22 protein-coding genes are annotated in these 26,572 nt (G+C 59.4%); 15 read left to right on the top strand and 7 right to left on the bottom strand.

Going from position 1 to position 26,572, the window contains the following annotated elements:
• The first annotated feature begins 45 nt into the window (after positions 1-45).
• From BLU01_RS10395 to BLU01_RS10445, 11 genes are read left to right on the top strand one after another with little or no spacing between them, the layout of a single operon-like run.
• Positions 46-612, top strand: a complete 567-nt coding sequence (locus tag BLU01_RS10395) for an outer membrane lipoprotein carrier protein LolA (protein ID WP_092281560.1) — start codon at positions 46-48, stop codon at positions 610-612.
• Complete coding sequence (locus BLU01_RS10400; protein WP_092274410.1) at positions 596-2,950, top strand: MMPL family transporter; 2,355 nt, start codon at positions 596-598, stop codon at positions 2,948-2,950. Before BLU01_RS10395 ends, BLU01_RS10400 begins: the two co-directional genes overlap by 17 nt.
• Positions 2,950-4,107 (top strand): sodium:proton antiporter, encoded by a 1,158-nt coding sequence (locus BLU01_RS10405; RefSeq protein WP_092281562.1) that lies wholly within the window; start codon positions 2,950-2,952, stop codon positions 4,105-4,107. Before BLU01_RS10400 ends, BLU01_RS10405 begins: the two co-directional genes overlap by 1 nt.
• Positions 4,094-5,341: an NAD(P)/FAD-dependent oxidoreductase gene (locus tag BLU01_RS10410; RefSeq protein ID WP_092274413.1), complete on the top strand. Its 1,248-nt coding sequence runs from the start codon at positions 4,094-4,096 to the stop codon at positions 5,339-5,341. The genes BLU01_RS10405 and BLU01_RS10410 overlap by 14 nt, the downstream gene beginning before the upstream one ends.
• On the top strand, positions 5,338-6,063 hold the full coding sequence (locus BLU01_RS10415; protein ID WP_092274416.1) for a class I SAM-dependent methyltransferase: 726 nt from the start codon (positions 5,338-5,340) through the stop codon (positions 6,061-6,063). Before BLU01_RS10410 ends, BLU01_RS10415 begins: the two co-directional genes overlap by 4 nt.
• Positions 6,063-6,680 carry a hypothetical protein gene (locus BLU01_RS10420; RefSeq protein WP_092274420.1) on the top strand — a complete coding sequence of 206 codons (618 nt, stop codon included), beginning with the start codon at positions 6,063-6,065 and terminating at the stop codon, positions 6,678-6,680. Before BLU01_RS10415 ends, BLU01_RS10420 begins: the two co-directional genes overlap by 1 nt.
• On the top strand, positions 6,677-7,873 hold the full coding sequence (locus BLU01_RS10425) for a beta-ketoacyl-[acyl-carrier-protein] synthase family protein (RefSeq protein ID WP_092274423.1): 1,197 nt from the start codon (positions 6,677-6,679) through the stop codon (positions 7,871-7,873). Before BLU01_RS10420 ends, BLU01_RS10425 begins: the two co-directional genes overlap by 4 nt.
• On the top strand, positions 7,870-8,328 hold the full coding sequence (locus BLU01_RS10430) for a hotdog family protein (protein WP_092274426.1): 459 nt from the start codon (positions 7,870-7,872) through the stop codon (positions 8,326-8,328). Before BLU01_RS10425 ends, BLU01_RS10430 begins: the two co-directional genes overlap by 4 nt.
• Complete coding sequence (gene fabG, locus BLU01_RS10435; protein WP_092274429.1) at positions 8,328-9,056, top strand: 3-oxoacyl-ACP reductase FabG; 729 nt, start codon at positions 8,328-8,330, stop codon at positions 9,054-9,056. The genes BLU01_RS10430 and fabG overlap by 1 nt, the downstream gene beginning before the upstream one ends.
• A complete protein-coding gene (locus BLU01_RS10440; protein WP_092274432.1) occupies positions 9,056-10,282 on the top strand; it encodes a beta-ketoacyl-ACP synthase in 1,227 nt (408 codons plus the stop codon). Before fabG ends, BLU01_RS10440 begins: the two co-directional genes overlap by 1 nt.
• A 28-nt stretch (positions 10,283-10,310) precedes the next feature.
• The gene (locus BLU01_RS10445) at positions 10,311-10,757 is read left to right on the top strand and encodes an excinuclease (protein ID WP_092274435.1); all 447 of its coding nucleotides are present in this window, start codon (positions 10,311-10,313) and stop codon (positions 10,755-10,757) included.
• Positions 10,758-10,915: 158 nt separating this feature from the next.
• On the opposite strand, the gene BLU01_RS10450 is transcribed toward BLU01_RS10445, so the two are convergent.
• Positions 10,916-11,809: a queuosine precursor transporter gene (locus BLU01_RS10450; RefSeq protein WP_092274438.1), complete on the bottom strand. Its 894-nt coding sequence runs from the start codon at positions 11,807-11,809 to the stop codon at positions 10,916-10,918.
• Positions 11,802-12,398, bottom strand: a complete 597-nt coding sequence (locus tag BLU01_RS10455; protein WP_092281564.1) for a helix-turn-helix transcriptional regulator — start codon at positions 12,396-12,398, stop codon at positions 11,802-11,804. Before BLU01_RS10455 ends, BLU01_RS10450 begins: the two co-directional genes overlap by 8 nt.
• 421 nt (positions 12,399-12,819) lie before the next feature.
• Between BLU01_RS10455 and BLU01_RS10460 the strand changes: the two genes are divergently transcribed.
• From BLU01_RS10460 to BLU01_RS10470, 3 genes are all read left to right on the top strand, one after another.
• Complete coding sequence (locus BLU01_RS10460; protein ID WP_092274440.1) at positions 12,820-13,197, top strand: DUF6124 family protein; 378 nt, start codon at positions 12,820-12,822, stop codon at positions 13,195-13,197.
• Between the two features lie 35 nt (positions 13,198-13,232).
• Positions 13,233-13,487 carry a hypothetical protein gene (locus BLU01_RS10465; RefSeq protein WP_092274443.1) on the top strand — a complete coding sequence of 85 codons (255 nt, stop codon included), beginning with the start codon at positions 13,233-13,235 and terminating at the stop codon, positions 13,485-13,487.
• Positions 13,488-14,407: 920 nt separating this feature from the next.
• Positions 14,408-14,854, top strand: a complete 447-nt coding sequence (locus tag BLU01_RS10470; protein WP_092274446.1) for an excinuclease — start codon at positions 14,408-14,410, stop codon at positions 14,852-14,854.
• A gap of 108 nt (positions 14,855-14,962) precedes the next feature.
• Here BLU01_RS10470 and BLU01_RS10475 read toward each other — a convergent pair whose 3' ends face one another.
• Positions 14,963-15,865 (bottom strand): LysR family transcriptional regulator, encoded by a 903-nt coding sequence (locus BLU01_RS10475; RefSeq protein ID WP_092274449.1) that lies wholly within the window; start codon positions 15,863-15,865, stop codon positions 14,963-14,965.
• A gap of 118 nt (positions 15,866-15,983) precedes the next feature.
• On the opposite strand from BLU01_RS10475, the gene BLU01_RS10480 reads away from it, so the two are divergent.
• Complete coding sequence (locus tag BLU01_RS10480) at positions 15,984-17,258, top strand: MFS transporter (RefSeq protein WP_092274452.1); 1,275 nt, start codon at positions 15,984-15,986, stop codon at positions 17,256-17,258.
• A gap of 142 nt (positions 17,259-17,400) precedes the next feature.
• On the opposite strand, the gene hemE is transcribed toward BLU01_RS10480, so the two are convergent.
• From hemE to BLU01_RS10505, 4 genes are all read right to left on the bottom strand, one after another.
• Positions 17,401-18,468 (bottom strand): uroporphyrinogen decarboxylase, encoded by a 1,068-nt coding sequence (gene hemE, locus BLU01_RS10485; RefSeq protein ID WP_092274456.1) that lies wholly within the window; start codon positions 18,466-18,468, stop codon positions 17,401-17,403.
• Positions 18,469-18,720: 252 nt separating this feature from the next.
• The gene (locus tag BLU01_RS10490; RefSeq protein WP_092274459.1) at positions 18,721-20,139 is read right to left on the bottom strand and encodes an FAD-dependent oxidoreductase; all 1,419 of its coding nucleotides are present in this window, start codon (positions 20,137-20,139) and stop codon (positions 18,721-18,723) included.
• Between the two features lie 33 nt (positions 20,140-20,172).
• The gene (gltB, locus tag BLU01_RS10495) at positions 20,173-24,618 is read right to left on the bottom strand and encodes a glutamate synthase large subunit (protein WP_092274462.1); all 4,446 of its coding nucleotides are present in this window, start codon (positions 24,616-24,618) and stop codon (positions 20,173-20,175) included.
• Between the two features lie 350 nt (positions 24,619-24,968).
• Positions 24,969-26,570 (bottom strand): AAA family ATPase, encoded by a 1,602-nt coding sequence (locus tag BLU01_RS10505; RefSeq protein ID WP_092274465.1) that lies wholly within the window; start codon positions 26,568-26,570, stop codon positions 24,969-24,971.
• Positions 26,571-26,572 lie beyond the last annotated feature (2 nt).

A 26,572-nucleotide genomic window follows, 5' to 3' on the forward strand; every position in this document is an offset into this window, starting at 1 on the left:
GCAGGCTTCGCCAGCTGCTACAGGTTCGTAGTGACGCTGGTATTGATGCTTGGTTTTACTTCGTGGGCACAGGCTTTCGATTTGCAGCAGTTGAGCGATCAACTGGCGAAACCCGAGGTCATCCACGGTAATTTCATCCAGGAAAAACACCTGCGCGCCCTGCCCCAGCCGCTGGTCAGCAAAGGCACCTTTGTCCTCGCGAAGAACCACGGTTTGCTGTGGTTGCTGAACACGCCGCTGCAACAGGATTACCGCATCAGCGCCAAAGGTATCGCCCGGCGCGATGCCAATGGCTGGCAATTGCTGCCCGGCAAGAGCGCCGGCGCCGAGCAGAACCGCTTGTTCCTCGCCGTCCTGCAAGGCGACAGCAGCGGTTTGCAACGGGATTTCGAACTGGCGCTGAGCGGCGATGCGCAGAAATGGCAACTGGTGCTGACCCCACGCTCGATGCTGCTCAAGCAAGTGTTCAACCAGATCAACATTGATGGCGGCGAACTGGTCAACACCATCCAACTGCTCGAAACCCAGGGCGACAGCACGCTGCTGCGCATGCAGGACAGCACCAGCGCCCAACCGTTGAGCGATGCGGAGCAACATGACTTTGCCGAGTGAACGGATGCTCCCACGGCTGTTCCTGATCCTGCTGCTGGCGGTGCTCGCGCTCGCCGGTTGGCAGTGGCGTGACGGCGCGCCGCTGTCGGCCAACCTGATGGAATTGGTGCCAGGCACAGCGCCGGACGCGTTGGAACTGCGCGCCGAACAACGCATGCAAGAGCCGCTGAACCGCGAAATGCTGGTACTGGTCGGCAACGCCGATCGCCAGCAAGCGGTGGCCATGGCGCAAAAAATCGGCGAGCAATGGCAGGCCAGCGGTGTGTTCGAAAAGGTCCAGTGGACCTTGCAAGCCGACTTGCCGGCCCTGCGCACGCAACTGCTGCAAGGACGCCTGGCGATGCTCGGTGACGAAGATCGGCGCCAACTGATCGAGCATCCGCAAGCCTTTATCCAGCAACGCGTCCAGGCGTTGTTTGACCCGTTCACCGGATTCACGCTGGTGCCGAGCCAGGACGACTGGCTGGGCCTGACCGGGCGAATCCAGAACAGCCAGCCCCAGCACGGCGCCGTGCAACTGGACATCGGCAGCGGCGCGTTGATTGCCGATGCCGACGGCAAGAGTTGGGTGTTGCTGCGCGCGCGCACCACCGGCAACGCCTTCGACATGAACCTGCCGCTGCAAGTCGCCGACCTGCTCGAACACAGCCGCGAGCAAGCCGCGCAAAGCGACGTGCAATTGCTCGCCGCCAGTGGTTTGCTCTACGCCGCCAACGGCCAACGGCAAGCCACGCGCGAAATGACCTGGGTTGGCGGCGGCGCCACGGTGGGCATTCTGCTGTTGCTGTTACTGGCGTTTCGGCGCTGGCGCGTGTTGCTCGCGTTTGTCCCGGTGCTGGTCGGCATGCTGTTCGGCGGTGTCGCGTGCGTGGCGCTGTTCGGGCATATGCACGTGATGACGCTGGTGCTCGGCTCGAGCCTGATCGGCGTCGCCGTCGATTACCCGCTGCATTACTTGTCCAAGAGCTGGAGCCTGAAACCCTGGAACAGTTGGCCGGCGTTGCGCCTGACGTTGCCGGGGCTGACGCTGAGCCTGATTACCAGTTGCATCGGCTACCTCGCATTGGCCTGGACGCCGTTCCCGGCACTGACGCAAATCGCCGTGTTCTCCGCCGCCGGCCTGCTCGGCGCCTACCTGTCGGCGGTGTGCCTGCTGCCGGCGCTGCTCAAGGGCGCCGATCTGCGCCCGGCGCAATGGCCGCTGCGCGTCGCCGAATGCCTGGTGAGCCTGCGCGAAGCGTTGCTCAAACAGGTCAAAACGCCGGTGTTGCTGGCGCTGTTACTCGCGTTTTGTGTCGGCGGAATATTGCAGCTCGACAGCAAAAACGACATTCGCCAATGGGTCGGCATGCCGCAGCACCTGACCGATGAAGCCCAGGCCATTGCACGCATCACCGGCTACCAGCCCACCAGCCAGTTTTTCCTGATCCGCGCGGCCAATCAGCAAGAGCTGCTCGAGCGGCAAAACGCGCTCAGCGAGCGGCTGCAGCAACTGGTCAACCTCGATAAATTGCAGGGCTTTTTGTCGCTCAATCAACTGGTCAGCCAGCCGAGCGAACAACAGCAAGTGCGCGAGGCGCTGAACCAACTGCCGCAATACTGGCAACCCTTGCTCGACCTCGGCGTGCCGGCCGAAGCGCTGCAAGCCGAGCTGGCGAAATTGCAGGCGTTGCCCACTGAAGACATCGACGCGGCGCTGCTCGGCCCGCTGGCCGAACCTTATCGCACGTTATGGCTGGGGCCGACCGATGACGGCGGCGTGGCGGCGATGGTCAGCCTGCAAGGCTTGAATAATCCGTCGTTGCTGCGCGTGCAGGCGCTGGACTTGCCGGGGGTGCAACTGGTTGATCGTCTTGGCGAACTGAACACGGTGTTCGCCAAAACCCAGATCAGCGCCGCTGAATTGAAACTCGCATCGTGCGTGTTGATTGTGCTGGTGCTGATCCTGCCATTTGGCTTGAGCGGTGCGCTGCGCATCGTCGCGCTGCCGCTGCTCGCGGCGCTGTGCAGCCTCGCCAGCCTCGGTTGGCTGGGGCAGCCGCTGACCCTGTTCAGCCTGTTCGGCTTGCTGCTGGTGACGGCGATCAGCGTCGATTACGCGATCCTCATGCGCGAGCAGATCGGCGGCGCCGCCGTCAGTCTGCTGGGCACCCTGCTTGCGGCAGTGACGACGTGGCTGTCGTTCGGTTTGCTCGCGGTGTCGAGTACGCCGGCAGTGAGCAACTTCGGTTTGTCGGTGAGCCTCGGTCTGGCATTCAGCTTCATTCTGGCGCCGTGGGCCGGACGCACCCTTCATCCGCCGTCACCGGCCGTCGCAGCCACGGAGCCGGTCGCATGATGATCGCGTTGTTCTGGGCGATGGCCCTGCTGCTGTTCGCCGTGGCGACCCGTGTCGGTCGGCACTTCGGGCTGATCCCGATTGTCAGCCAATTGCTCTTGGCGACCTTCGGTTTGCCGCTGCTGATGTACTTCTGGATCGAACCGGGCTGGCAACTCAGCGGCGCCGCGCTGATCTCGCCGGTGTGGCTGAAAAACCTCTACAGCCTGAGTTTTGCCTTGCTGCTGGGGCACATTCTCAGCGACGTGATCGACCTGCGACTGGACCGCCAGAGCCTGAAAATCGCTTTGCCGAGTTTCTGTCTGCCGTTCGCCTGCGGGCTCGCAACGGCCGTCTGGCTGTTGCCGGCGCAATCGTGGATCAGTTCGTTGGCGGTCGGTCTGGTGTTCGCCATTACGGCGGTGCCGGTGTTGTACCTGTACCTGCGCCACATCAATTACCCGCCCGCCGCGACCCGGCGTCTGGTGCAAACCGCGATCGTCATCGACCTCGCTTGTTGGACCTTGTTCGGTTTCGCCCAAGGCAGCCTGCACCTGAGCAGTCTGTTATTGCCGCTGGCCGGCGCGTGCCTGCCGTTGCTGTTGCGCCTGCTCGGTTTGCGCCAACCTTTACTGCACAGCGGTTGTTTCTTCGCGCTGCTGGTGGTGGCCGAGCACTTCAAGCTCAACGCGCTGATTTTCGGCATCGGTTATTTGCTGTGCATGGCCGCGCTGAAAGTGCCGCTGGTATTGCCGCTGCCGGCGCAGTGGATGAACCGTTTGCAGACGTGGATCGCCATCCCGCTGATCCTCACGTTCGGCATTGTCCAGATCGACGTGCACAGCGCCATGGCCAGCCTCGGCTGGTTGCAACTGGCGGCACTGCTGCTGTTGCCGATTCTCAGCAAAATGCTCGGCAACTGGCTGGGCCTGGGTTGGGCCGGCGTGTCGTTTCAAGGCGCCAGCCGCTGGCGCGAAACCTTGCTGCTGAATATTCGCGGTTTGAGCGAGATCGTTTTCCTCAACCTGCTGCTGCAACAACAACTCATCAGCCCGGCGCTGTACTTCGCGCTGATGTTGATGGGCCTGATCGCAACACTGCTGCCGGCATTGGCCGGCATGCACCGCATCCCGCTGAACATCGCCGCCCCGGCAAGGAGTCCTCGTGCCAACAGTTGAAATGGAACATCGTCAGGTGGTGATCATCGGTGCCGGCCCTTCGGGGGCCATCGCCGCCGCGCTGCTCAAGCGCAACGGTCACGATGTTCTGGTGATCGAACGTCAGCATTTCCCAAGGTTTTCCATCGGCGAAAGCCTGTTGTCGCATTGCCTGGATTTCGTCGAAGAAGCCGGCATGCTCGACGCGGTGAACGCCGCCGGTTTTCAGATCAAGACCGGCGCCGCATTCGCCTGGGGCGAGCAGTACAGCGCCTTCGATTTCGGCGATACGTTCAGCAACGGCAAGCCGACCACGTTCCAGGTGCAACGTGCCGATTTCGACAAGTTGCTGGCCGATCAAGCGGCGTTGCAAGGCGTCGAGTTGCGCTACGGCGAGGCCATCGTCAGCGCCGATTTCAGCCTGGCGAAACCGCAACTCAATGTGCTGCGCGAGGACGGCAGCGAATACCGCGTCGAGGCCGATTTCGTGCTCGACGCCAGCGGTTATGGCCGCGTCCTGCCGCGTCTGCTCGACCTCGAAGCGCCGTCGAATTTCCCGGTGCGCCAAGCGGTGTTCACCCACGTCGAAGATCACATCGACAACCCGAAATTCGACCGCAGCAAAATCCTCGTCACCACCCACCCGATCCACCGCGACATCTGGTTCTGGAGCATCCCGTTCAGCAACGGGCGCTGCTCGGTGGGCGTGGTCGCGGCGGCGGAACATTTCGCCGGCCGGTCCGACGATCTCGATGCCTGCCTGCGAGGCTTCATCGCCGAAACCCCAAGCCTCGCCGGCGTGTTGAACAACGCCGTGTGGGACACCCCGGCGCGGACCATCGGCGGCTACTCGGCCAACGTCAAAACGCTGCACGGCCCGGGCTTCGCACTGCTCGGCAACGCGGCGGAATTCCTCGACCCGGTGTTTTCCTCCGGCGTGACCATCGCCATGCGCTCGGCGAGCATGGCCGCCGCCGTGTTGCACCGCCAGTTGCAGGGCGAAAGCGTCGATTGGCAAACCGAGTTCGCCGAACCGCTGAAACGCGGCGTCGACACCTTCCGCTGCTACGTCGAAGGCTGGTACGCCGGGACGTTCCAGGACGTGATTTTCCATGAAGCCAGCTCGCCGGACATCCGCCGCATGATCGCTTCGATCCTCGCCGGTTACGCCTGGGATGAGCGCAACCCGTTTGTCAGCGAAGCGAAACGCCGGTTGAAAGTGATCTCGGAAATCTGCGCAAGGGACGCGACATGAGTTACCTGAGCGACAACTACGTCGAAGAAACCCGATTCGGTTTCTGGTTCCTGCGCAGCCATACCTGGCAACACCACGTGCTGCGCGTGGCGATCAATGATTTGCGCGGGTTGTTCAGTGAGTCGCTGCCGACCAATCCGGTTTTGCTCGACGCCGGTTGCGGCCAGGGCAAGTCGTTCCAATACCTGCGCCAGACCTTCGCCCCGCAGCGTTTGATTGGCGTCGATGCCGACCCGCACAGCCTGAAACTCAGTGGCGAAGAAGCGGCGCGTCAGGGCATGCAGGTCGAGTTGATCGGCAGCGATTGCGCGACGCTGAATGTCGCCGATGCCAGCGTCGATCTGCTGTTCTGCCACCAGACATTTCATCATCTGGTGGAGCAGGATCAGGCGCTGGCCGAGTTTTATCGGGTGCTCAAACCGGGCGGCTATTTGCTGTTTGCCGAATCGACCGAGGCTTACATTGATACGTGGGTGATTCGCTGGTTGTTCCGCCACCCGATGCATGTGCAGAAAAGCGCTGCGGGGTATCTGCAGATGATTCGTCAGCAGGGTTTTGAATTCGCACCGCAGAACGTTTCCTACCCGTATTTGTGGTGGAGCCGGGCGAAGGATTTCGGTTTGCTTGAACGCTTTGGTTTGCGCAAGCCCAAGCCCTTTGGCCAACGGGAAGAAACCCTGGTCAATGTGGTGGCGCGCAAGCCGCTGCAAGGGGCTGTTTGATGTTTGGCGCAATTCAAACCAGTCGCAGAACTTGTGGGAGCGAGCTTGCTCGCGATAGCGGTGGATCAGCCACCTTCAATGTTGGATGTGCTGATGCTATCGCGAGCAAGCTCGCTCCCACAGGGTTCGCGGTGTTAGTGCGCCTAGTGTTGGTGGCCTTCACCCTGCTGCTGAGCGCCTGCGCCAGCCGTGCGCCGTTACCCGAGCAGCTGCCGAACCTGACGTTGCCGATGCAATTGCACATCCAGCGCCTCGTCGCCGATGAGCGTCAGGATTGGGTCTTGGTGATTCAGCAGGAAGGCCCGGCGCTGCGCTGGTCGATGATGGATTTGCTCGGCATTCCCCAGGCGCGGCAAAAGCTGCAGGACGGCGAATGGCACGCCGACGGACTGCTGCCGCCCAACCCCGAGGCCCGCGAGTTGTTCGCCGCGTTGTTGTTTGCGCTGACGCCCAACGCCGAGTTGCAAGCCAACTACCCCAGCGCGCGGCAGCACGGCGCGCAACGGGTATTGCCCGAGCATTGGGACGTGCGTTATTACGCGCCGGACAGCTTTAAACTAAGCCTGCCAAAAGGGCCGAAATACCAAGTCACACCGCTCAACGGTGACGCGCCATGACCGCCTACCTCAACGCCCTCGGGGTGATTTGCGCCCTCGGTCGCGACAAGCAGCAAGTCGCGCGCAATCTGTTTGCCGGCGATTGCTCGGGCATGCGCAGCGAGGCCGGTTGGGTCGCGGAACGCTCGTTACCAGTAGCGGCGGTTCACGGTGAATTGGCGGCGATACCGCCAGAGATGGCCGATCAGCGCAGTCGCAACAATCAATTGCTGCTGGAAGCCGCGCTGCAGATTCGTGCGGACATCGATCGCGCGATCCAGACCTTCGGCCACGGGCGCATCGGCGTGGTGCTCGGCACCAGCACCTCGGGCATCGACGAAGCCAGTCGCGGCTTGGCGTATTACATTCGCGAGCAGCAATTTCCTGCCGACTACGACTATCAGCAACAGGAACTCGGCGCCCCGGCCAACTTCCTCGCCGACTGGCTGCAATTGAGCGGCCCGGCCTACGTGATTTCCACTGCCTGCACGTCGAGCGCGCGCGCGTTGATGAGCGCGCAGCGTCTGCTCGACCTCGGCTTGTGCGATGCCGTGCTGTGCGGCGGCGTCGACAGTTTGTGCAAACTGACCCTCAACGGTTTCTCGGCGCTGGAAGCGGTGTCCGAACAACGCTGCAATCCGTTTTCGGCCAATCGCAATGGCATCAATATCGGCGAAGCAGCGGTGCTGTTCTTGATGAGCAAACAGCCGGGCGCCGGCCAATCGATTGCCTTGCTCGGCAGCGGTGCCAGTTCCGACGCGCATCACATTTCCGCGCCGGAACCGAGCGGTCGCGGCGCCCTGCAGGCGATGCGCAAAGCCTTGGGCCGCGCGCAGCTGCAACCGGCGCAAATCGCTTACCTGAACCTGCACGGCACCGCCACGCAACACAACGACGCGATGGAAAGCCTGGCCGTGTCGGCATTGTTCCCGGACGGCGTGCCCTGCTCGTCGACCAAACCGATGACCGGTCACACCCTCGGCGCCGCCGGTGCGCTGGAGGCAGCGTTCTGCTGGCTGAGCCTCAGCGCCGACAATCCCCAGCACTCGCTGCCGCCGCACGTCTGGGATGGCCAACCCGACCCCGACCTGCCGCCGCTGAATTGGGTGACCCCGGCCACGCGCCTGGCGTCCATTGCACCTCGCTACCTGATGAGCAATTCGTTTGCCTTCGGGGGCAATAACGTCAGCCTGATTATCGGAGACGCCCCATGATTGACTGGCCGCTCGCCGAATTGCTGCCTCACGCTGGCGACATGATCCTCATCGAGCAGATCCTGTCGTTCGATGACGAGCAGATTCACACGCGCCTCACCGTCAAACCCGGCGGCTTGTTCAACCGCGCCGATGGCAGTTTGCCGGCCTGGGTCGGCATCGAGCTGATGGCGCAGAGCGTCGCCGCCTACGCCGGTTGCCACGCGCGCGCTCGCGGGGATGCGGTGGAGCTGGGTTTCCTGCTCGGCACGCGCAAATTCGAATGCAACGTCGAACACTTTCCCGCCGGCACCGAGCTGAGTATCCACGGCGTGCGGTCGCTGGAAGATGACAGCGGCATGGGCGTGTTCGAATGCCACATCAACGCGCCCGGCATCCACGCCACCGCACGGCTGAACGTGTACCGTCCGCCGCAAGCGGCGCACTATCTTCAAGAATCCCAAGGAGTCGAGTGATGACTGAATCCGTACTGGTCACCGGTTCCAGCCGTGGTATCGGCCGCGCCATCGCGCTGCGCCTGGCCCAGGCCGGCCACGACATCGTGCTGCATTGCCGCAGCGGCCGGGCCGAGGCTGAGGCCGTTCAAGCCGAAATCCAGGCATTGGGCCGCACTGCCCGCGTGTTGCAATTCGACGTTTGCGACCGCGCCAGTTGCAAAGCCATTCTCGAAGCCGACGTCGAAGCGCACGGCGCCTATTACGGCGTGGTGCTCAACGCCGGGCTGACCCGCGACGGTGCTTTTCCGGCGCTGAGCGAGGATGATTGGGACGTGGTGATGCGCACCAACCTCGACGGTTTCTACAACGTGTTGCACCCGGTGATGATGCCGATGATTCGTCGTCGCGCTGCCGGGCGTATCGTCTGCATCACCTCGGTGTCGGGTTTGATCGGCAACCGTGGCCAGGTCAACTACAGCGCTTCCAAAGCGGGTTTGATCGGCGCCGCGAAAGCATTGGCGATTGAACTGGGCAAGCGCAAAATCACCGTCAACTGTGTCGCACCCGGCCTGATCGACACCGCGATGCTCGACGAAAACGTGCCGGTGGAAGAACTGATGAAAATGATCCCCGCACAACGCATGGGCACACCTGAAGAAGTGGCCGGCGCGGTGAATTTCCTGATGTCGGCGGAAGCCTCGTACATCACCCGGCAGGTTCTGGCCGTCAACGGAGGCCTGTGCTGATGAAGCGCGTCGTCGTCACCGGCATGGCCGGCATTACCTCACTGGGCAACGATTGGGCGACCATCGCCGCTAACTTCGCAGCCAACCGCAGCGGCATCCGCCGGATGGACGAGTGGGACCGCTTCACCGAACTCAACACGCGCCTCGCCGGGCCGATCGATGATTTCAAGGTTCCCAGCCACTGGACGCGCAAACAATTGCGCAGCATGGGCCGCGTCTCGCGCCTCGCTGTCGGTGCCGCCGAGCAAGCGCTGGCCGACGCCGGGCTGCTGGGCGACGAATCGATCAAGGACGGGCGGATGGGCGTCGCGTGCGGCTCGTCCACCGGCAGCACCGACGAGATCAAGGCGTTCGGCAACATGCTGCTCAACTCGGTCGCCGAAGGCCTCAACGCCAACTCCTACGTGCGGATGATGCCGCACACCACTGCGGCGAATATCAGCATTTTCTTCGGCCTCACCGGCCGGCTGATCCCGACTTCCAGCGCCTGCACCAGCGGCAGCCAGGGCATCGGCTACGCCTACGAATCGATCAAGTTCGGCCGCCTGCCGCTGATGCTCGCCGGTGGCGCCGAAGAACTGTGCCCGACCGAAGCCATGGTGTTCGACGCGCTTTACGCCACCAGCCTGAAAAACGACGCCCCGCAGACCTCGCCGCGCCCATACGACAGTGGCCGCGATGGCCTGGTGATCGGTGAGGGCGGCGGCATGCTGGTGCTCGAAGAACTCGAACACGCCTTGGCCCGTGGCGCGCACATCCACGCCGAGCTCGTCGGTTTCGGCAGCAACGCCGACGGCCAGCACACCACGCGCCCCGAGCAAGTCACCATGCGCCGGGCCATGGAGCTGGCGTTGGAAGACGCCGGTCTACAGCCCTCGGACATCGGCTACGTCAACGGCCACGGCACCGCGACCGAACAGGGCGACATCGCCGAAACACTGGCGACCAGCGCATTGTTCGGCGAGCACATGCCGATCAGTTCGCAGAAGAGCTTCCTCGGCCACACGCTCGGCGCGTGCGGCGCGCTGGAATCCTGGTTCAGCATCGAAATGATGAACCGCGACCTCTACGCCCACACGTTCAACCTCGACGAGGTCGACCCGCACTGCGGCAAACTCGATTACCTGCGCGGCGAATTCCGCCAGATGAGCAATCAGTACGTCATGAACAACAACTTTGCCTTCGGCGGCGTCAACACTTCGCTGATCTTCCGCCGCTGGTCGTAACTCACATTTCAGGGTCAAGGAGACCTTCATGCACTTCAAGAAAATCGCTGCCGCTGCCACTCTGCTGATCTGCGCCCTGCCCGCCGTCAGCCAGGCCCGTGACACCGCCGTGTACCTGCCTTTTGACAAAGCCGTCGCCGAAGCCACCCGCACCGGCAAAATCGACGGCAGCGTGAAGTTCTACCTCGCCGGCAACACGCCCGCCGGCAAAGCCACCGTCCTCAGCGCCGGCTCGGTGACCAACAAAAAAACCAACGCTTTCAACAAAACTGACGAAGTAGCCTGCGAATGGGTTGCCCAATCGGCAATCATCAGCCTGCACCAGGCAGCAAAAAGCGCTGGCGCAAACGCGGTGACCAACATCGTCAGCTTCTACAAAAGCAACGAACGCAAAGACGCCAAGAACTACGAATGCCACGCCGGCGCCATCATGGCGGGTGTTGCGCTGAAAGGTGACTTGGTTCAGCTCAAGTAACCCGAAGTCATCCCAAAACCCCGTGGCGAGCAAGCTTGCTCGCGCTGGGTTGCGCAGCAGCCCCAAAATCTTCGTAAGTGCGGAGATTTCGTGAGCGCTGCGCACTCAAGCGGTAGCAAGCTACCTCGCCACAACAGCGTTTCAGCAATGCGACGCCGTTACGCGGCGGTTGTACTTTTTAGGTCTATATTCCCGATTACGTATTTTTTGAACAATGATCTTGCGCCGTATGCGGGCAGGATATTGAACACGGCGAAACACATTTTTATGGCTATTTGCGTGTATATGAGGTCAAGGATATCGCCGTTCGGCATAGAACCCGAAAATGCAATAAAACAGAAAATAAAGCTATCTAAAATAACCGCAAAAAACGAACTCAAAAATACCCGCAGGAATAAAAGCTTTGAATTGGTCAATTCTTTGATCTTGCACAACAGATAGGAATTGACGTATTCAGAAAAAAGAAAGGAGACTGAAGACGCGATCAGCACTGAGGAGAAATAATTTATCACCTCGCCGTAAGGCGAATCTAACTTCCATCCAGGAAGTCCCGGGAGATAAGTCGTCGCGGCCAGTAAAACCACGATCAAAGCATTGCTTATAAAAGCAAACACAATCGCTTTTCTGGCAAGTCTCAAACCATAAAACTCGTTCAACAAGTCTACAATCAAAAAAGTCAGCGGATAGATAAACACTCCCGATGTCACTACGACACCAAACTCATTCAGGGAGACAAGCTTAGCCGCGGCAACGTTTGATACGATGTAGAGTGTAAAAAGCAACAGAGTCAATATGACATAGACCATCCATGACACTTCATTCCTGTCTGCTATCTCGTACGCGGTCAGCGCACCACCACGAGAATAAAATTTCCTGTAGATAGCTTTTATCTCTGTTTTATTAAGGTCATCTAGAATCTCACTTTTCAATACTTCACCGATCTTGACCTTTATGATTCTCCCAGTTGAATTAATCATAATCACGGCCAAATCTTTATCATTCTCAAACCCTAACAGCTTATACCTGCTGTTTTCAGCATCACTGTTAGCCATTGAATCTCTCCTCGATTACTTCTCCAACTACACAAACGGAATCCGACTCAGAGAAATCCTCGTTAGAAATAAATAACTTATGTGTCACTTTGTCATACATCAGTGTTTCCCTGTCGCCGTTCAGCAATCCTTTGTTTACGATGAGCAGGTCGCCGGATTCGTAGGTGCCGTTAATTTCGCTGCTTAACAGCACACCAATTAAATTACAAGCCACGCCAAAATAGTATGTCAATGGGCAAGTTGTTGCCAGTTCACCTATGCGTTTATCCAAACTTTGAATCAAGGCGCTTTCTTTTATAATAGGGACCGCCGCAGGATTCATATTTCCATCTGGCGAAACGTCACTCTCAATTATCTCTCTTTCTTTAAAGTCGACACTTTCGATTTCCTTATAAGAAACACCAAAAAAATCAGAAATTTTGCGAATAGTGGATTGTTGTACATTCACAACCCTCCCTTCCAAAATATTGTAAATTGTCGTTCGGGTTAACCCAACCGAATTACACAGCGAAATTTGTGTTTCCCCACGACTCTTAATTAAATACCTTATGTTATTTTTCAAAGTTTCCGATTTTTCTTTTTTATGCATTTCCACCCCCACATCTTATAGTCATGCAAGCTAAGCTTCATCGATATCAATCGCGATTCTTTATACAATGCGAGCCCTACCTATATAGACGCTTCACAGGAAAGAGCTTCAAAAAATCACAAAAAAAACGTGAGATTATATTTCATTACCCAAACGGACCAAAAAGTCGGAAATATCCTACAGAAACAAGGAAAAAATATGAGTCTCGAATACTGGAGCTTCAGTCGAGGACTGATAAGTCACCTAATGAAAAGACTACAAAAACAGAAAAGATTAATCATATAAATATACAAATGTTCAGTTTTTTGATTAACAAAAAAATTATCTATTTACCCCTTTACCTCATCGCAACTTTGAGTAAAGTGGGGCGACCAAACCAGCAGCCCCCATCAACAATAATTAATCTTGGATGAGTATCGGTATGAAAAAGAACAACTCAACTGATAGTGAGTCTTCCGCCGAATTAAACAGTGAGGAGGTTGAGCCATCCGAATCTTCCAAAATCACAGACCCCCTAGCCAGTAAGGATATGCCCCCCCTAAACAACCCAGCCTCTATAAGTAGTGTATTTACTATCCATCCTGAAGCGGGCACGCAATCATTGCTCGGCCACGCCCGTGAAATACTCGCCTCAATGAACGTCATGAGCACCGATCTCGCGTGCGGCCTGGAGGGTTCTCGACGCGCAACGGCTATTCAGCAGTTGGCATCGGTTGCTGAGTTGCTCGTTGATAGAGCGTTGAAGATATTAGAACTACCTGACCAGCCACATGAAACATCAACCACTTCTAAATCTTGAGTCAGTAGTCTTTCCCAAAATGGAGAGTTTTCGTCATGGATAGATACATGCCTATCACCGGTATCGACTGCACCATCGCTTCGCTGGTAATAGATACAGAAGCGCCACTGGACGTGTTGTACGAAACGGCGGCCTATCGCATACGCACGGCCACCCAGTTCCTGGAAAACCTCGCCTTCACCGATGGCGTTCACAGTGAGCTGGCGCGGTTATTGGTAACGTCTCTGCGCGATGGCTGCGATTTGCTGGATGTCATCGGGCGACGTTTGCAGGCGAATCTGGCTACCTGAGAGGGACTACGCTAACAACCCGTCGGTATCACTTCAGTGCAACGTGCAACATCTGCACGCGCTTGATCAGGCTGAGGCAAGCAGCCTACTTGAACCATCACCGCCCTCACTTTCATCAGCGCCAAAAACTCTGACGACCCGAACCCGATCCTGTGGCGAGCGAGCTTGCTCGTGCTGGGCTGCGCAGCAGTCCAAAAAATCCGACATTCTCTGAAATCTCTTCGCGGGCAAGCCTCGCTCCTACAGAACGGAGTCAGCGTTTGCACTCAATCCGCAGCGGCTTTTTTTCGCCACAACGACAAAGGGCGCCTTTCGGCGCCCTCTCACAAACAGGTGGCTTGTCATCGCCATTTACCTGTCTGGCTCTGCGACAGCTGGTTACCCAGGATCCTCAGAGTCTCACAAGCCCCTTTCGGGAACGTGCGCAGTATTGCTTTAACTTGAGCAAACGACAACGGCTGGCAATCCGCCCCATCGCGCCATCTGTGCTGCCATCACAGCCCAAGAGCGCTGCGGACTGCGGCTTTTACAGCAGCAAACTCATCTGTTTCAAGTTGTGAGATTGAGTAAAAAGGTTTCCCCCGACGATCCCGACTCTTGATCCTGTCTAATCTCGAGAGGCTCACCGTCGCGACCATGTCACTTTTTTGCCCAGCAGACGGGACTCCTTAGGCTGATATAGAAGTGGCATCCGTTGCACTCTTCGAAAGAAATCGATATTGCGCAGGTTTCGGCGAAATCACTAAGACAGATCCGTAACCTGAAATTTCCCACCGCCTCAATTGCTAAAACCGAATAGAGGTGACGGAAATCTGCATCTACACTCGCTCAAACAGGCTCATGCAAGCAGCCAAATCGAACGGCGGGTTCTTCAATCTCAGAGGCACCCACGGTTCTCTCTCACGTCAAAGGAGTTGACCATGCAAGTGAAAGCCATTCTCGCCATGTTCATGTTTACCCTCCTCCCCAGCGCCAGCCACGCGACTAATCTGATGTACATGCCATTCGAAACCGTTCTCTCTAAAGCGATGCTTGCCGGGCGGCTGGATGGAAGTGTGAAGTTTTACCTGGCCGGCAATGGCCCGACCGCGAATCAGCAATTATTGCGTACGAATGTAATCAGCGACTTGGGGACGAATGCGTCCAACAAGAGCGACCACGATGCGTGCGAGTGGGTGCTGCAGTCGAATTTGATCAAGTTGCAGGCTGATGCGAAGCGCGTTGGGGCGAACGCGGTGACTAATATCGTGAGTTATTACGACCAACACGTGCGCAAGGATTTGAATACCTACGAGTGTCGGGTCGGAGTATTTGTGGCGCGAGTGGCGTTGCGCGGGGATTTGGTGCGATTGCCTTTGTCGGATTGAAGATTGTTGGTGATTCGACTGGCGCTATCGCGAGCAAGCTCGCTCCCACAGGGGATTTGCTGGGTGGCATAGATAGCGTCAGCAACATCAATCAACCAGCGAATGCCATCACACTGTTAACGGTTCAACCTTCCTCGTCAGTAATTCCACAAACGCCTTGGCCATCGGCGATTTCTGATCCTTGCGTTGCACCAGCCACACTGCTGACACCGCTTCTGGATCGAGCAGCGGTCGGTAGACTACGCCGTCGATCCGCATGCGCTGATACGACGCCGGCAGCACGGAAACGCCCAGGCCCGCCGCGACTAAGCCGATGATTGTCATGGCCTCGCCCGCCTCTTGCGCGAAGTGCGGGCTGAACCCCGCATCGCGCGCCAGGCTGAGTAACTGGGCGTACAGACCGCTGCCATAACTGCGTGGGAAAAAGACGAAAGGTTCGAGGGCCAGCGCCGCTAGGAACAGGCCATCTTCACTGTCCTGCACCAGCGGATGCTTGGAGCTGAGCACCGCCACCAATGGCTCGCGCATCAGTTCGACAACGCTCAGCGAATCCGGCAGGCCTAGCGGTCGCATGATTCCGACTTCGATCGATTCATCGACCAAGGCGTCCGCCACTTGCGTACTGCTCATCTCCCGAAGATTCAAATGCACGGCCGGAAAACGCTGACGGAACGAGAAAATCGCTTGAGGAATGGTCGAGTTGAACGGCGCCGACGAGGTGAAGCCGATTTTCAGTTCACCCAGTTCACCCAGTTGCGCGCGGCGGGCGACGTCCGCGGCTTTATCGACCTGCGCCAGCACCAATCGCGCTTCTTCGAGAAACAATCGGCCGGCTTCACTGAGTTCGACCCGACGATTGGTTCGCTCGAATAAACGTGCGCCGACCTCCGCTTCCAGCGCTTGAATTTGCTGGCTCAGCGGTGGCTGGGAGATGCCGAGCACCTGTGCGGCGCGGCCGAAGTGCAGTTCTTCGGCGACGGCGATGAAGTAGCGCAAGTGGCGCAATTCCATGAAAACTCCATTAGGTCGTTAAACCTATCAAACAGGTCGAACAATATATTGGATTGAATCATTAGCCAGCTATATGATTTTTTCATTGCCTGACCGGCTGCGTCCCCCGAGGTCCGAAGTGAAAACTGCTGTTGCTCCACTTGCCCATGAAGTTCCGCCCTCCGCGCTGGATGAAGCGGTCGCCGAGCTGCAAGAGATTTACATCGAGAAAGGCACGCCGATGTTCATGCGCACGGTGTTGGCGCTGTTCTCCGGTGGCTTCGCAACGTTTGCGCTGCTCTATTGCGTGCAGCCGATGATGCCGCTGCTGTCCCACGAATATTCGATCAACGCGGCGCAGAGCAGCCTGATCCTCTCGGTGGCCACCGGCATGCTGGCGATTGGTTTGCTGATCACCGGGCCGATTTCCGATCGCGTCGGGCGCAAACCGGTGATGGTGACGGCATTGTTCGCCGCCGCCCTGTGCACCATGGCCAGCGCGATGATGCCGAGCTGGGAAGGCGTGTTGATCATGCGCGCGTTGATCGGTTTGTCGCTGAGCGGCCTGGCGGCGGTCGCCATGACGTACCTGAGCGAAGAAATTCACCCGCAACACATCGGCCTGGCGATGGGTTTGTACATCGGCGGCAATGCGATCGGCGGGATGAGCGGACGGCTGATTACCGGCGTGTTGATCGATTTCGTCAGTTGGCACACGGCGATGCTGGTGATCGGCGGTCTGGCGCTGATCGCGGCCACGGTGTTCTGGAAGATCCTGCCCGAATCACGCAACTTCCGCGCGCGCTCGCTGCACCCCCGCAGCCTGCTCGACGGCTTCACCATGCACTTTCGCGACGCTGGCCTGCCGCTGCTGTTCCTCGAGGCGTTTGTGTTGATGGGCGCGTTTGTCACGTTGTTCAACTACATCGGCTATCGCCTGCTGGCGGCGCCGTACGACATGGATCAGGCGTTTGTCGGGTTGCTGTCGGTGGTGTACCTGTCGGGGATTTACAGCTCGGCGAAAATCGGTTCGCTGGCCGACAAACTCGGCCGCCGCAAAGTGCTGTGGGCGACGATTGTGCTGATGCTCGCGGGGTTGGCGCTGACCCTGTTCACGCCGCTGCCGCTGGTGATCATCGGCATGCTGATCTTCACGTTCGGCTTCTTCGGCGCGCACTCGGTGGCCAGCAGCTGGATCGGACGCCGCGCCATCAAGGCCAAGGGTCAGGCTTCGTCGCTGTATCTGTTCAGCTATTACGCGGGTTCGAGCATTGCCGGCACGGCGGGCGGGGTGTTCTGGCACATGGGTGGCTGGAACGGGATCGGCTTGTTTATTGGCGGGCTGCTGGTGATTGCGTTGCTGGTGGCGTTGAAATTGGCCAAGTTGCCGCCGCTCGACGCTGTAAAGGCCTGAGTTCGGCCAACCAAAAACAACTGTGGGAGCGAGCTTGCTGGCAATGACGGCTTCACATTCAACATCTCTGTTGACTGATCCGCCGCCATCGCGAGCAGGCTCGCTCCCACATTAAAACCGGGTGTTTGTTAACCCTTCACGATCACTCGTGATACTGCGCCGACAGTTCATGCACGGCGCGCAGGAAGGCGCCGGCATGTTCCGGGTTAACTTCCGGGGTGATCCCGTGACCGAGGTTGAACACGTGGCCGCTGCCCTTGCCGTAGCTGGCCAGAATGCGCCCGACTTCTGTGCGGATGGCTTCCGGTTTGGCGTAGAGCACGGTCGGGTCCATGTTGCCTTGCAGCGCGACTTTGTTGCCGACGCGCTCGCGGGCGTTGCCGATGTCGCAGGTCCAGTCCAGGCCCAGCGCGTCGGCGCCGGCGTCGGCGATGCTTTCCAGCCACAGACCGCCGTTTTTGGTGAACAGGATGACCGGGACTTTGCGGCCGTCGTGTTCGCGGATCAGGCCGCTGACGATTTTGCGCATGTAGGCCAGGGAGAATTCCTGGTACGCCGCCGCCGAAAGATTACCGCCCCACGTGTCGAAGATTTGCACAGCTTGCGCGCCGGCCATGATCTGGCCGTTGAGGTAGCTGGTGACCGACTGTGCGAGTTTATCCAGCAGCAGGTGCATGGCTTGCGGGTTGTCGTAGAGCATGGCTTTGGTTTTGCGGAAGTCTTTCGACGAGCCGCCTTCGACCATGTAGGTCGCCAGTGTCCACGGGCTGCCGGAGAAGCCGATCAGCGGCACGCGGCCGTTCAGTTCGCGGCGGATGGTGCTGACCGCGTCCATCACGTAGCCGAGGTCTTTGTGCGGATCCGGGATCGGCAGCGCTTCGATATCGGCCAGCGTGCTGACGACTTTCTTGAAGCGCGGGCCTTCACCGGTTTCGAAGTACAGGCCTTGGCCCATGGCGTCCGGGATGGTCAGGATGTCGGAGAAGAGGATCGCCGCGTCCAGTTGCGGATAGCGGTCGAGCGGCTGCATCGTGACTTCGCAGGCGAACTCCGGGTTCATGCACAGGCTCATGAAGTCACCGGCCTTGGCGCGGCTGGCGCGGTATTCCGGCAAGTAGCGACCGGCCTGACGCATCATCCATACCGGCGTGACGTCTACGGGTTGCTTGAGCAGGGCGCGAAGGAAACGGTCGTTCTTCAGGGCAGTCATGTCGGCATCCGGAAAAAAAGTGCGGGCATTTTCTCAGAGCGCGACGCAAAAGGCACGGTTGCAGGTCAGCCTTTTGTCTATCGGGTCAATTTATCGCAGTGAAAACCGGGTATTCGCAACACTGAGAAACAACTGTGGGAGCGAGCTTGCTCGCGATGGCGGCCTCTCATTCAACATCTCTGTCGACTGAACTACCGCTATCGCGAGCAAGCTCGCTCCCACAATTAATCGCATTCCAGTTTTGGAAAACGATCAGACCTCCAGGTAATCCAGAATCCCTTCAGCCGCATTACGCCCTTCGAAGATCGCCGTGACCACCAGATCAGACCCGCGAACCATGTCGCCACCGGCGAAGATTTTCGGGTTGCTGGTCTGGTGCTTGTATTGACCTTGTTCCGGGGCGACGACGCGGCCCTGGCTGTCGGTCTGGATTTCGAACTGTTCGAACCACGACGCCGGGCTCGGACGGAAACCGAACGCGATGACCACGGCGTCGGCCGGGATGATCTCTTCGGAGCCCGGGATCGGCTCGGGGCTGCGGCGGCCACGGGCGTCCGGTTCGCCGAGACGGGTCTCGACGACCTTCACGCCTTCGACGCGGTCTTCACCGACGATGGCGATCGGCTGGCGGTTGTAGAGGAATCTCACCCCTTCTTCCTTGGCATTTTTCACTTCTTTGCGCGAGCCCGGCATGTTTGCTTCGTCGCGACGATAAGCGCAGGTCACCGATTTGGCGCCCTGGCGAATCGACGTGCGGTTGCAGTCCATCGCCGTGTCGCCGCCGCCCAACACCACCACTCGCTTGCCTTTCATGTCGACGAAATCTTCCGGCGACTTTTCAAAACCGAGGTTGCGGTTGACGTTGGCGATCAGGAAGTCGAGCGCATCGTGCACGCCCGGCAGGTCTTCACCGGCAAAACCGCCCTTCATGTAGGTGTAGGTGCCCATGCCCATGAACACCGCATCGTATTCTTCGAGCAGTTGCTCGATGGTCACGTCTTTGCCCACTTCGGTGTTCAAGCGGAACTCGATGCCCATGCCGGTAAAGACTTCGCGGCGATTGCTCAGCACAGTCTTTTCAAGCTTGAACTCGGGGATGCCGAAGGTCAGCAAACCACCGATTTCCGGGTTCTTGTCGAACACCACCGGGGTCACGCCGCCGCGTACCAGCACGTCGGCACAGCCCAGACCGGCCGGGCCTGCGCCGATGATCGCGACACGTTTGCCGGTCGGTTTGACCTTGGACATGTCCGGGCGCCAGCCCATGGCGAACGCGGTGTCGGTAATGTACTTCTCGACCGAGCCGATGGTCACTGCGCCGAAGCCGTCGTTGAGGGTGCAGGCACCCTCGCACAGACGATCCTGCGGACACACCCGGCCACACACTTCCGGCAAGGTGTTGGTCTGGTGCGACAGCTCGGCGGCCTGGAGGATGTTGCCCTCGGCCACCAGCTTCAGCCAGTTCGGAATGAAGTTGTGCACCGGGCACTTCCATTCGCAATACGGGTTACCGCAACCCAGGCAGCGGTGGGCCTGATCGGCCGAATGCTGGGGTTTGAACGGTTCGTAGATCTCCACGAACTCTTTCTTGCGTTGACGCAACAGTTTCTTCTTCGGATCTTTGCGCCCGACGTCGATGAACTGGAAGTCGTTATTCAGACGTTCAGCCATTGTTAAAACCTCATCAAACTCTTCAGGCGCATATCACTGCGGGTTGGCACGGGTGCTGGAAAGCAACGATTTCAGGTTGGCAGCCTTGGGCTTGACCAGCCAGAAACGGCGCAGATAGTCATCGAGGTTTTCAGCGAGGTTACGACCCCATTCGCTGTCGGTTTCCTCGACGTATTCGTCCAGCACGCGTTGCAGGTGGCTGCGATAGGCTTCCATCGCTTCGCCGCTGATCCGCTGGATTTCCACCAGTTCGTGGTTGACCCGGTCAACGAAGCTGTTGTCCTGATCGAGCACGTAAGCGAAACCGCCGGTCATGCCTGAGCCGAAGTTGTAACCGGTCTTGCCCAGAACGCAGACAAAACCACCGGTCATGTATTCGCAGCAGTGATCGCCAGTGCCTTCCACCACGGTGTGAGCCCCGGAGTTACGCACGGCAAAACGCTCGCCCGCGGTGCCGGCAGCAAACAACTTGCCGCCAGTGGCGCCATACAGGCAGGTGTTACCGATGATCGCGCTGTCCTGGGTCTTGTAAACGCTGCCCTTCGGCGGAACGATGACCAGTTTGCCGCCGGTCATGCCTTTGCCGACGTAATCGTTGGCGTCGCCTTCCAGATACATGTTCAAGCCGCCGGCGTTCCACACACCGAAGCTCTGACCGGCCGTCCCTTTGAAGCGGAAGGTGATCGGCGCGCTCGCCATGCCTTGGTTGCCGTGCTTACGCGCGATTTCGCCGGAGATCCGCGCGCCGATCGAACGGTCGCAGTTGCAGATATCCAGTTCGAACTCGGCGCCGCTTTTGTCGTTGATGGCCGAGGTGGCCATGTCGATCATCTTCTCGGCGAGCAGACCTTTGTCGAACGGCGGGTTGCGCTCAACCTGGCAGAACTGCGGTTTGTCGGCCGGGATGTGATCGCTGCCCAACAAGGGCGTCAGATCGAGGTGCTGCTGCTTGGCAGTCTGGCCTTCGAGGATGTCCAGCAGATCGGTACGACCGATCAGCTCCTCGAGGGAACGCACGCCCAGTTTCGCCAGCCACTCACGGGTTTCTTCGGCGACGTAAGTGAAGAAATTCACCACCATGTCGACGGTGCCGATGTAGTGATCCTTGCGCAGCTTCTCGTTCTGCGTCGCGACGCCGGTGGCGCAGTTGTTCAGGTGGCAGATGCGCAGGTATTTGCAGCCCAAAGCGATCATTGGCGCGGTGCCGAAGCCGAAGCTTTCAGCGCCGAGAATGGCTGCCTTGATCACGTCGAGGCCGGTTTTCAGGCCGCCGTCGGTTTGTACCCGGACCTTGCCGCGCAGGTCGTTGCCGCGCAGGGTCTGGTGGGTTTCGGCGAGGCCGAGTTCCCACGGGGCGCCGGCGTATTTGATCGAGGTCAGCGGCGATGCGCCGGTGCCGCCGTCGTAGCCGGAAATGGTGATCAAGTCCGCGTAGGCCTTGGCCACACCGGCAGCGATGGTGCCGACGCCTGCTTCCGCAACCAGCTTCACCGAGACCAGCGCTTTCGGGTTGACTTGTTTCAAGTCGAAAATCAGCTGCGACAAGTCTTCAATCGAGTAGATGTCGTGGTGCGGCGGCGGCGAAATCAGAGTCACGCCCGGCACTGCATAACGCAGCTTGGCGATCAGCCCGTTGACCTTGCCACCCGGCAACTGACCACCTTCGCCGGGCTTGGCGCCCTGAGCGACTTTGATCTGCAGCACTTCGGCGTTGACCAGGTATTCCGGGGTAACCCCGAAACGGCCGGTCGCGACTTGTTTGATTTTCGAGCTCTTGATCGTGCCGTAACGCGCCGGGTCTTCACCACCTTCGCCGGAGTTGGAACGCGCACCGAGGCGGTTCATCGCTTCGGCGAGGGCTTCGTGAGCCTCGGGCGACAAGGCGCCCAACGAGATGCCGGCGGAGTCGAAGCGCTTGAGCACCGATTCCAGCGGTTCGATCTCACTGATGTCCAGCGCCGTGTCCAGCGTCTTCACTTTGAACAAGTCGCGGATCATCGACACTGGGCGGTTATCCACCAGCGCCGTGTATTCCTTGAATTTGCTGTAGTCGCCCTGCTGCACAGCGGCTTGCAGCATGCTGACGACGTCCGGGTTGTAGGCGTGATATTCGCCACCGTGGACAAACTTCAGCAAACCGCCCTGCTGGATCGGCTTGCGCGGGCTCCAGGCTTCGGCGGCGAGGGCTTTCTGTTCGGCTTCGATGTCGACGAAACGCGCACCCTTGATGCGGCTCGGCACACCGCGGAAGCTCAGTTCGCAGACTTCTTCGGACAGGCCGATGGCTTCGAACAACTGCGCACCGCGGTACGAAGTGATGGTCGAAATGCCCATCTTCGAGAGAATCTTCAACAGACCTTTGGTGATGCCTTTGCGGTAGTTCTTGAACACCTCATAGAGGTCGCCCAGCACTTCACCGGTACGGATCAGGTCGCCCAGCACTTCGTAGGCCAGGAACGGATAAACCGCCGAGGCGCCGAAACCGATGAGCACCGCAAAGTGGTGCGGGTCACGTGCGGTAGCGGTCTCCACGAGAATGTTGGAGTCGCAACGCAGGCCTTTTTCGGTCAGGCGATGGTGCACCGCGCCGGTAGCCAGCGAAGCGTGGATCGGCAACTTGCCCGGGGCAATATGCCGGTCACTCAATACGACCTGGGTACGACCGGAACGCACGGCTTCTTCAGCCTGATCGGCCACGTTGCGGATGGCCGCTTCGAGGCCGACGCTTTCGTCGTAGTTGAGGTCGATGATCGCGCGCTCGAAACCCGGACGCTCCAGGTTCATCAGCGAGCGCCACTTGGCCGGCGAGATCACCGGCGAGCTGAGGATCACGCGCGAGGCGTGTTCCGGCGATTCTTCGAAGATGTTGCGCTCGGCGCCGAGGCAGATTTCCAGCGACATGACGATGGCTTCACGCAGCGGGTCGATCGGCGGGTTGGTGACCTGCGCGAACTGCTGGCGGAAGTAGTCGTACGGCGTGCGCACGCGCTGCGAGAGCACGGCCATCGGCGTGTCGTCGCCCATCGAGCCGACGGCTTCGTAGCCTTGCTCGCCGAGCGGACGCAGCACCTGATCACGTTCCTCGAACGTGACCTGATACATCTTCATGTACTGCTTGAGTTGGTCAACGTCGTAGAACGCCGAGCCGTGGTCGTTATCTTCCATGGTCGCCTGGATGCGCAGGGCGTTCTTGCGCAGCCATTGCTTGTACGGGTGACGCGACTTCAAGCGGTTGTCGATGGCGTCGGTGTCGAGGATCTGCCCGGTTTCGGTGTCCACGGCAAAGATCTGCCCCGGACCGACACGGCCCTTGGCGATGACGTCTTCCGGCTGGTAGTTCCAGACACCGATTTCCGAGGCCAGCGTGATGAAACCGTTGGTGGTGGTGACCCAACGCGCCGGACGCAGACCGTTACGGTCGAGCAGGCACACGGCGTAGCGACCATCGGTCATGACCACGCCGGCCGGGCCGTCCCACGGCTCCATGTGCATCGAGTTGTACTCGTAGAACGCACGCAGATCCGGGTCCATGGTTTCGACGTTCTGCCACGCTGGCGGAATGATCATGCGCACGCCACGGAACAGGTCGATGCCACCGGTGACCATCAGTTCGAGCATGTTGTCCATGCTCGACGAGTCGGAACCGACGCGGTTGACCAGCGGGCCGAGTTCTTCCAGGTCCATCAGATCGTTAGTGAACTTGGTGCGACGGGCCACGGCCCAGTTGCGGTTACCGGTGATCGTGTTGATTTCGCCGTTGTGCGCGAGGAAGCGGAACGGCTGCGCCAGCGGCCATTTCGGCAAGGTGTTGGTGGAGAAGCGCTGGTGAAACACGCAAATCGACGTTTGCAGGCGCTCGTCGCTGAGGTCTGGATAGAAGGCCGACAGGTCCGCCGGCATCATCAGGCCTTTATAGATGATGGTTTTGTGCGAAAAGCTGCAGATGTAGTGGTCGGTGTCGGCGGCGTTGGCCACGGACGAGCGACGACGCGAGCTGAACAGTTTGATCGCCATGTCCTGATCGCTCAGGCCTTCACCGCCGATGTACACCTGCTCGATCTGCGGCAGGCGCTCAAGGGCCAGGCGGCCGAGGACGCTGGTGTCGATTGGCACTTTGCGCCAGCCGACGAGGGTCAGGCCGGCAGCGAGGATCTCGCGGTTCATGTTCTCGCGAGCGGCCTCGGCTTTCACCGGGTCCTGATTGAAGAAGACCATGCCCACGGCGTATTGCTTGGGCAGTTCGACGCCGAAGGTTTCCTGGGCAATGGCTCGCAGGAACACATCGGGCTTTTGAATCAGCAAGCCGCAACCGTCACCGGTCTTGCCGTCGGCGTTGATCCCACCGCGGTGGGTCATGCAGGTCAGGGCCTCGATGGCCGTTTGCAAAAGGGTATGACTGGGCTCGCCCTGCATGTGGGCTATCAGGCCGAAACCGCAGTTATCCTTGAATTCATCTGGTTGGTACAGACCTGCTTTCATAGACACTTTCTCACCAGGCTGCTTCTTTTCGAAGCAAATTTCTTTTCAATTCAACCACTTGCGATCCGCGCCGAACGTTCGTCGACTTAGCGGGGGCAAAAGGGTGGTCATTGTACACAGCGACACAGACGCTCACAAATTTGACGACGAACTGTCGCAAATCTATGTCGCATTTGTGAAAGGTTTAAAGCGATCTGCTGTGCTAGTCAAAACTTTTTTAATTTTGACCGCAACGACTCAAAGACTACTGTAACGCAGACACCACAAGGCACGCGGCCTGTAGAGGCGGCGCGCACTTGCAGAAATTTTGAGGTGCTTGGAGAGGCGGCCTGGGTAAGGCCGCCGAATCTTCAGCGAGTTGTTGCCAGTTCCTGTTGGACGCTGGCGACAGTGCGAGGCCAAGGTTTACCAGCCTGAACCTTCGCTGGCAAGGCCTTGATGGCGGTGAGGGCTGCATCGCGGTTGGCGAAGCTGCCGTAGGTGATGACGTAAAGCGGTTTGCCGTTCAGGACTTTCTTGAAATAACGGTACTCGCCGCCCTGCTCCTTGACGAAGCTTTGCGCAGCGGTTTCAGAGCTGGTGCCGAGGATCTGCACTACGTAATTGCTCGTCGGCTGACCGCCGTACCAGCCTGCACCAGCAGCCTTGGCCACGGTGACCGGCTTCTCGGCAGGTTTGGCAGCAACGGCAGGCTTGGCCGGCGCTGGCGCCGGTTTTGCCGCTGGCGCCGGGGCAGGCTTGGCGGTTGCGATCTGGGTCGGTGCCGGAGCTGGAGCCGGTTTGGCCGCTGGAGCTGGAGCCGGGGTCGGTGCCGGGCCTGGCTGAATGCCGGCCGGTGGCGCCGAGGTGGTCACGGTTGGCGGCGTCGCGCTGGAGCCTTCGACCGGCACGCCGTCGTCGCCTTCAGTGATACCACCGGCCGCTTCGGCCAGCGGGCTGCGCATGACCGGCTGCTGCTGGCCGACCAGCGGCAGCGGCATCGGTTGGGTGTTACCGGCGAACTCAACGGCAGGTGCGCCGCCAGCAGCATTCGGTTGCGGCGTGCCCAACGGCAGTTGCGCCTGCTCGTTGACCGGAGCGCCGGTGGTCGGTGTCTTGCTGCGGCCCGGCATCAACCAGGCGGCGGCTACCGCGACCACGACTACGGCGGAAATCGCCAATACGTGTTTCTTCGGCATGTTGAACCCCATACTTGGACGCTTCACCGCTGTGCGGCTGGCAATCATTGCTTCGATCATCGCATCGCGGGCAACCTGGTTGATGTTGCCAGGCCAGCCGTCGGAGCTTTCGTGAATATCAGAGATCTGATCTGCGGTAAAAAGTTCGATACCGCGGCCGGCGCCTTCGAGACGCTGATCGAGGTATTCGCGGGTTTCTTCTTCGGTGTACGGCTGCAGTTCGATGACGTGAAAGCGCTCTTCCTCGAGGTTCAAAGCCTCCAGTTGCGCGATCAGCGACGACTCGCCGAACAGGAACACGTGCGGGCGACCTTCAGGTGCGCCAGCGGCCAGCGCCATCAAGGCTTCGAGCGAGGATTCGTCGAGTTGCTCGGCGTCGTCCACCAGCAAATAGACTTCCTGCCCGGTGAGCGCCAATTGCACCACTTGAGCGAGGATCGCGCCGATCTCTGGCTGAGCCACGTTCAGCGCTTGCGCGACCTGACGCAACACGCCCGCCGCATCACCGGCGCCACGGGCGGAAACCACCACGCTTTGCACCGATTGCTTGTTGGTGCTGGCCACCAGAGCCTGGCGCAGCAGCGTCTTGCCACTGCCTTGCGGGCCAGTGACAACGAGCAGCAACTGGCTGTAACGCGCCAGATGATGCAGTTGACCCAGCACTGGTTTGCGCTGGGCCGGGAAGAATTTGAAGCCAGGCACCCGTGGTGCAAAAGGGTCATGGCTCAACTGGAAATGGCCGAGGAAAGCCTCGTCGGCATGCAAACTAGTCATCG

Origin of the sequence: Pseudomonas prosekii (genome assembly GCF_900105155.1) — a bacterium.
Taxonomy (GTDB): domain Bacteria; phylum Pseudomonadota; class Gammaproteobacteria; order Pseudomonadales; family Pseudomonadaceae; genus Aquipseudomonas; species Aquipseudomonas prosekii.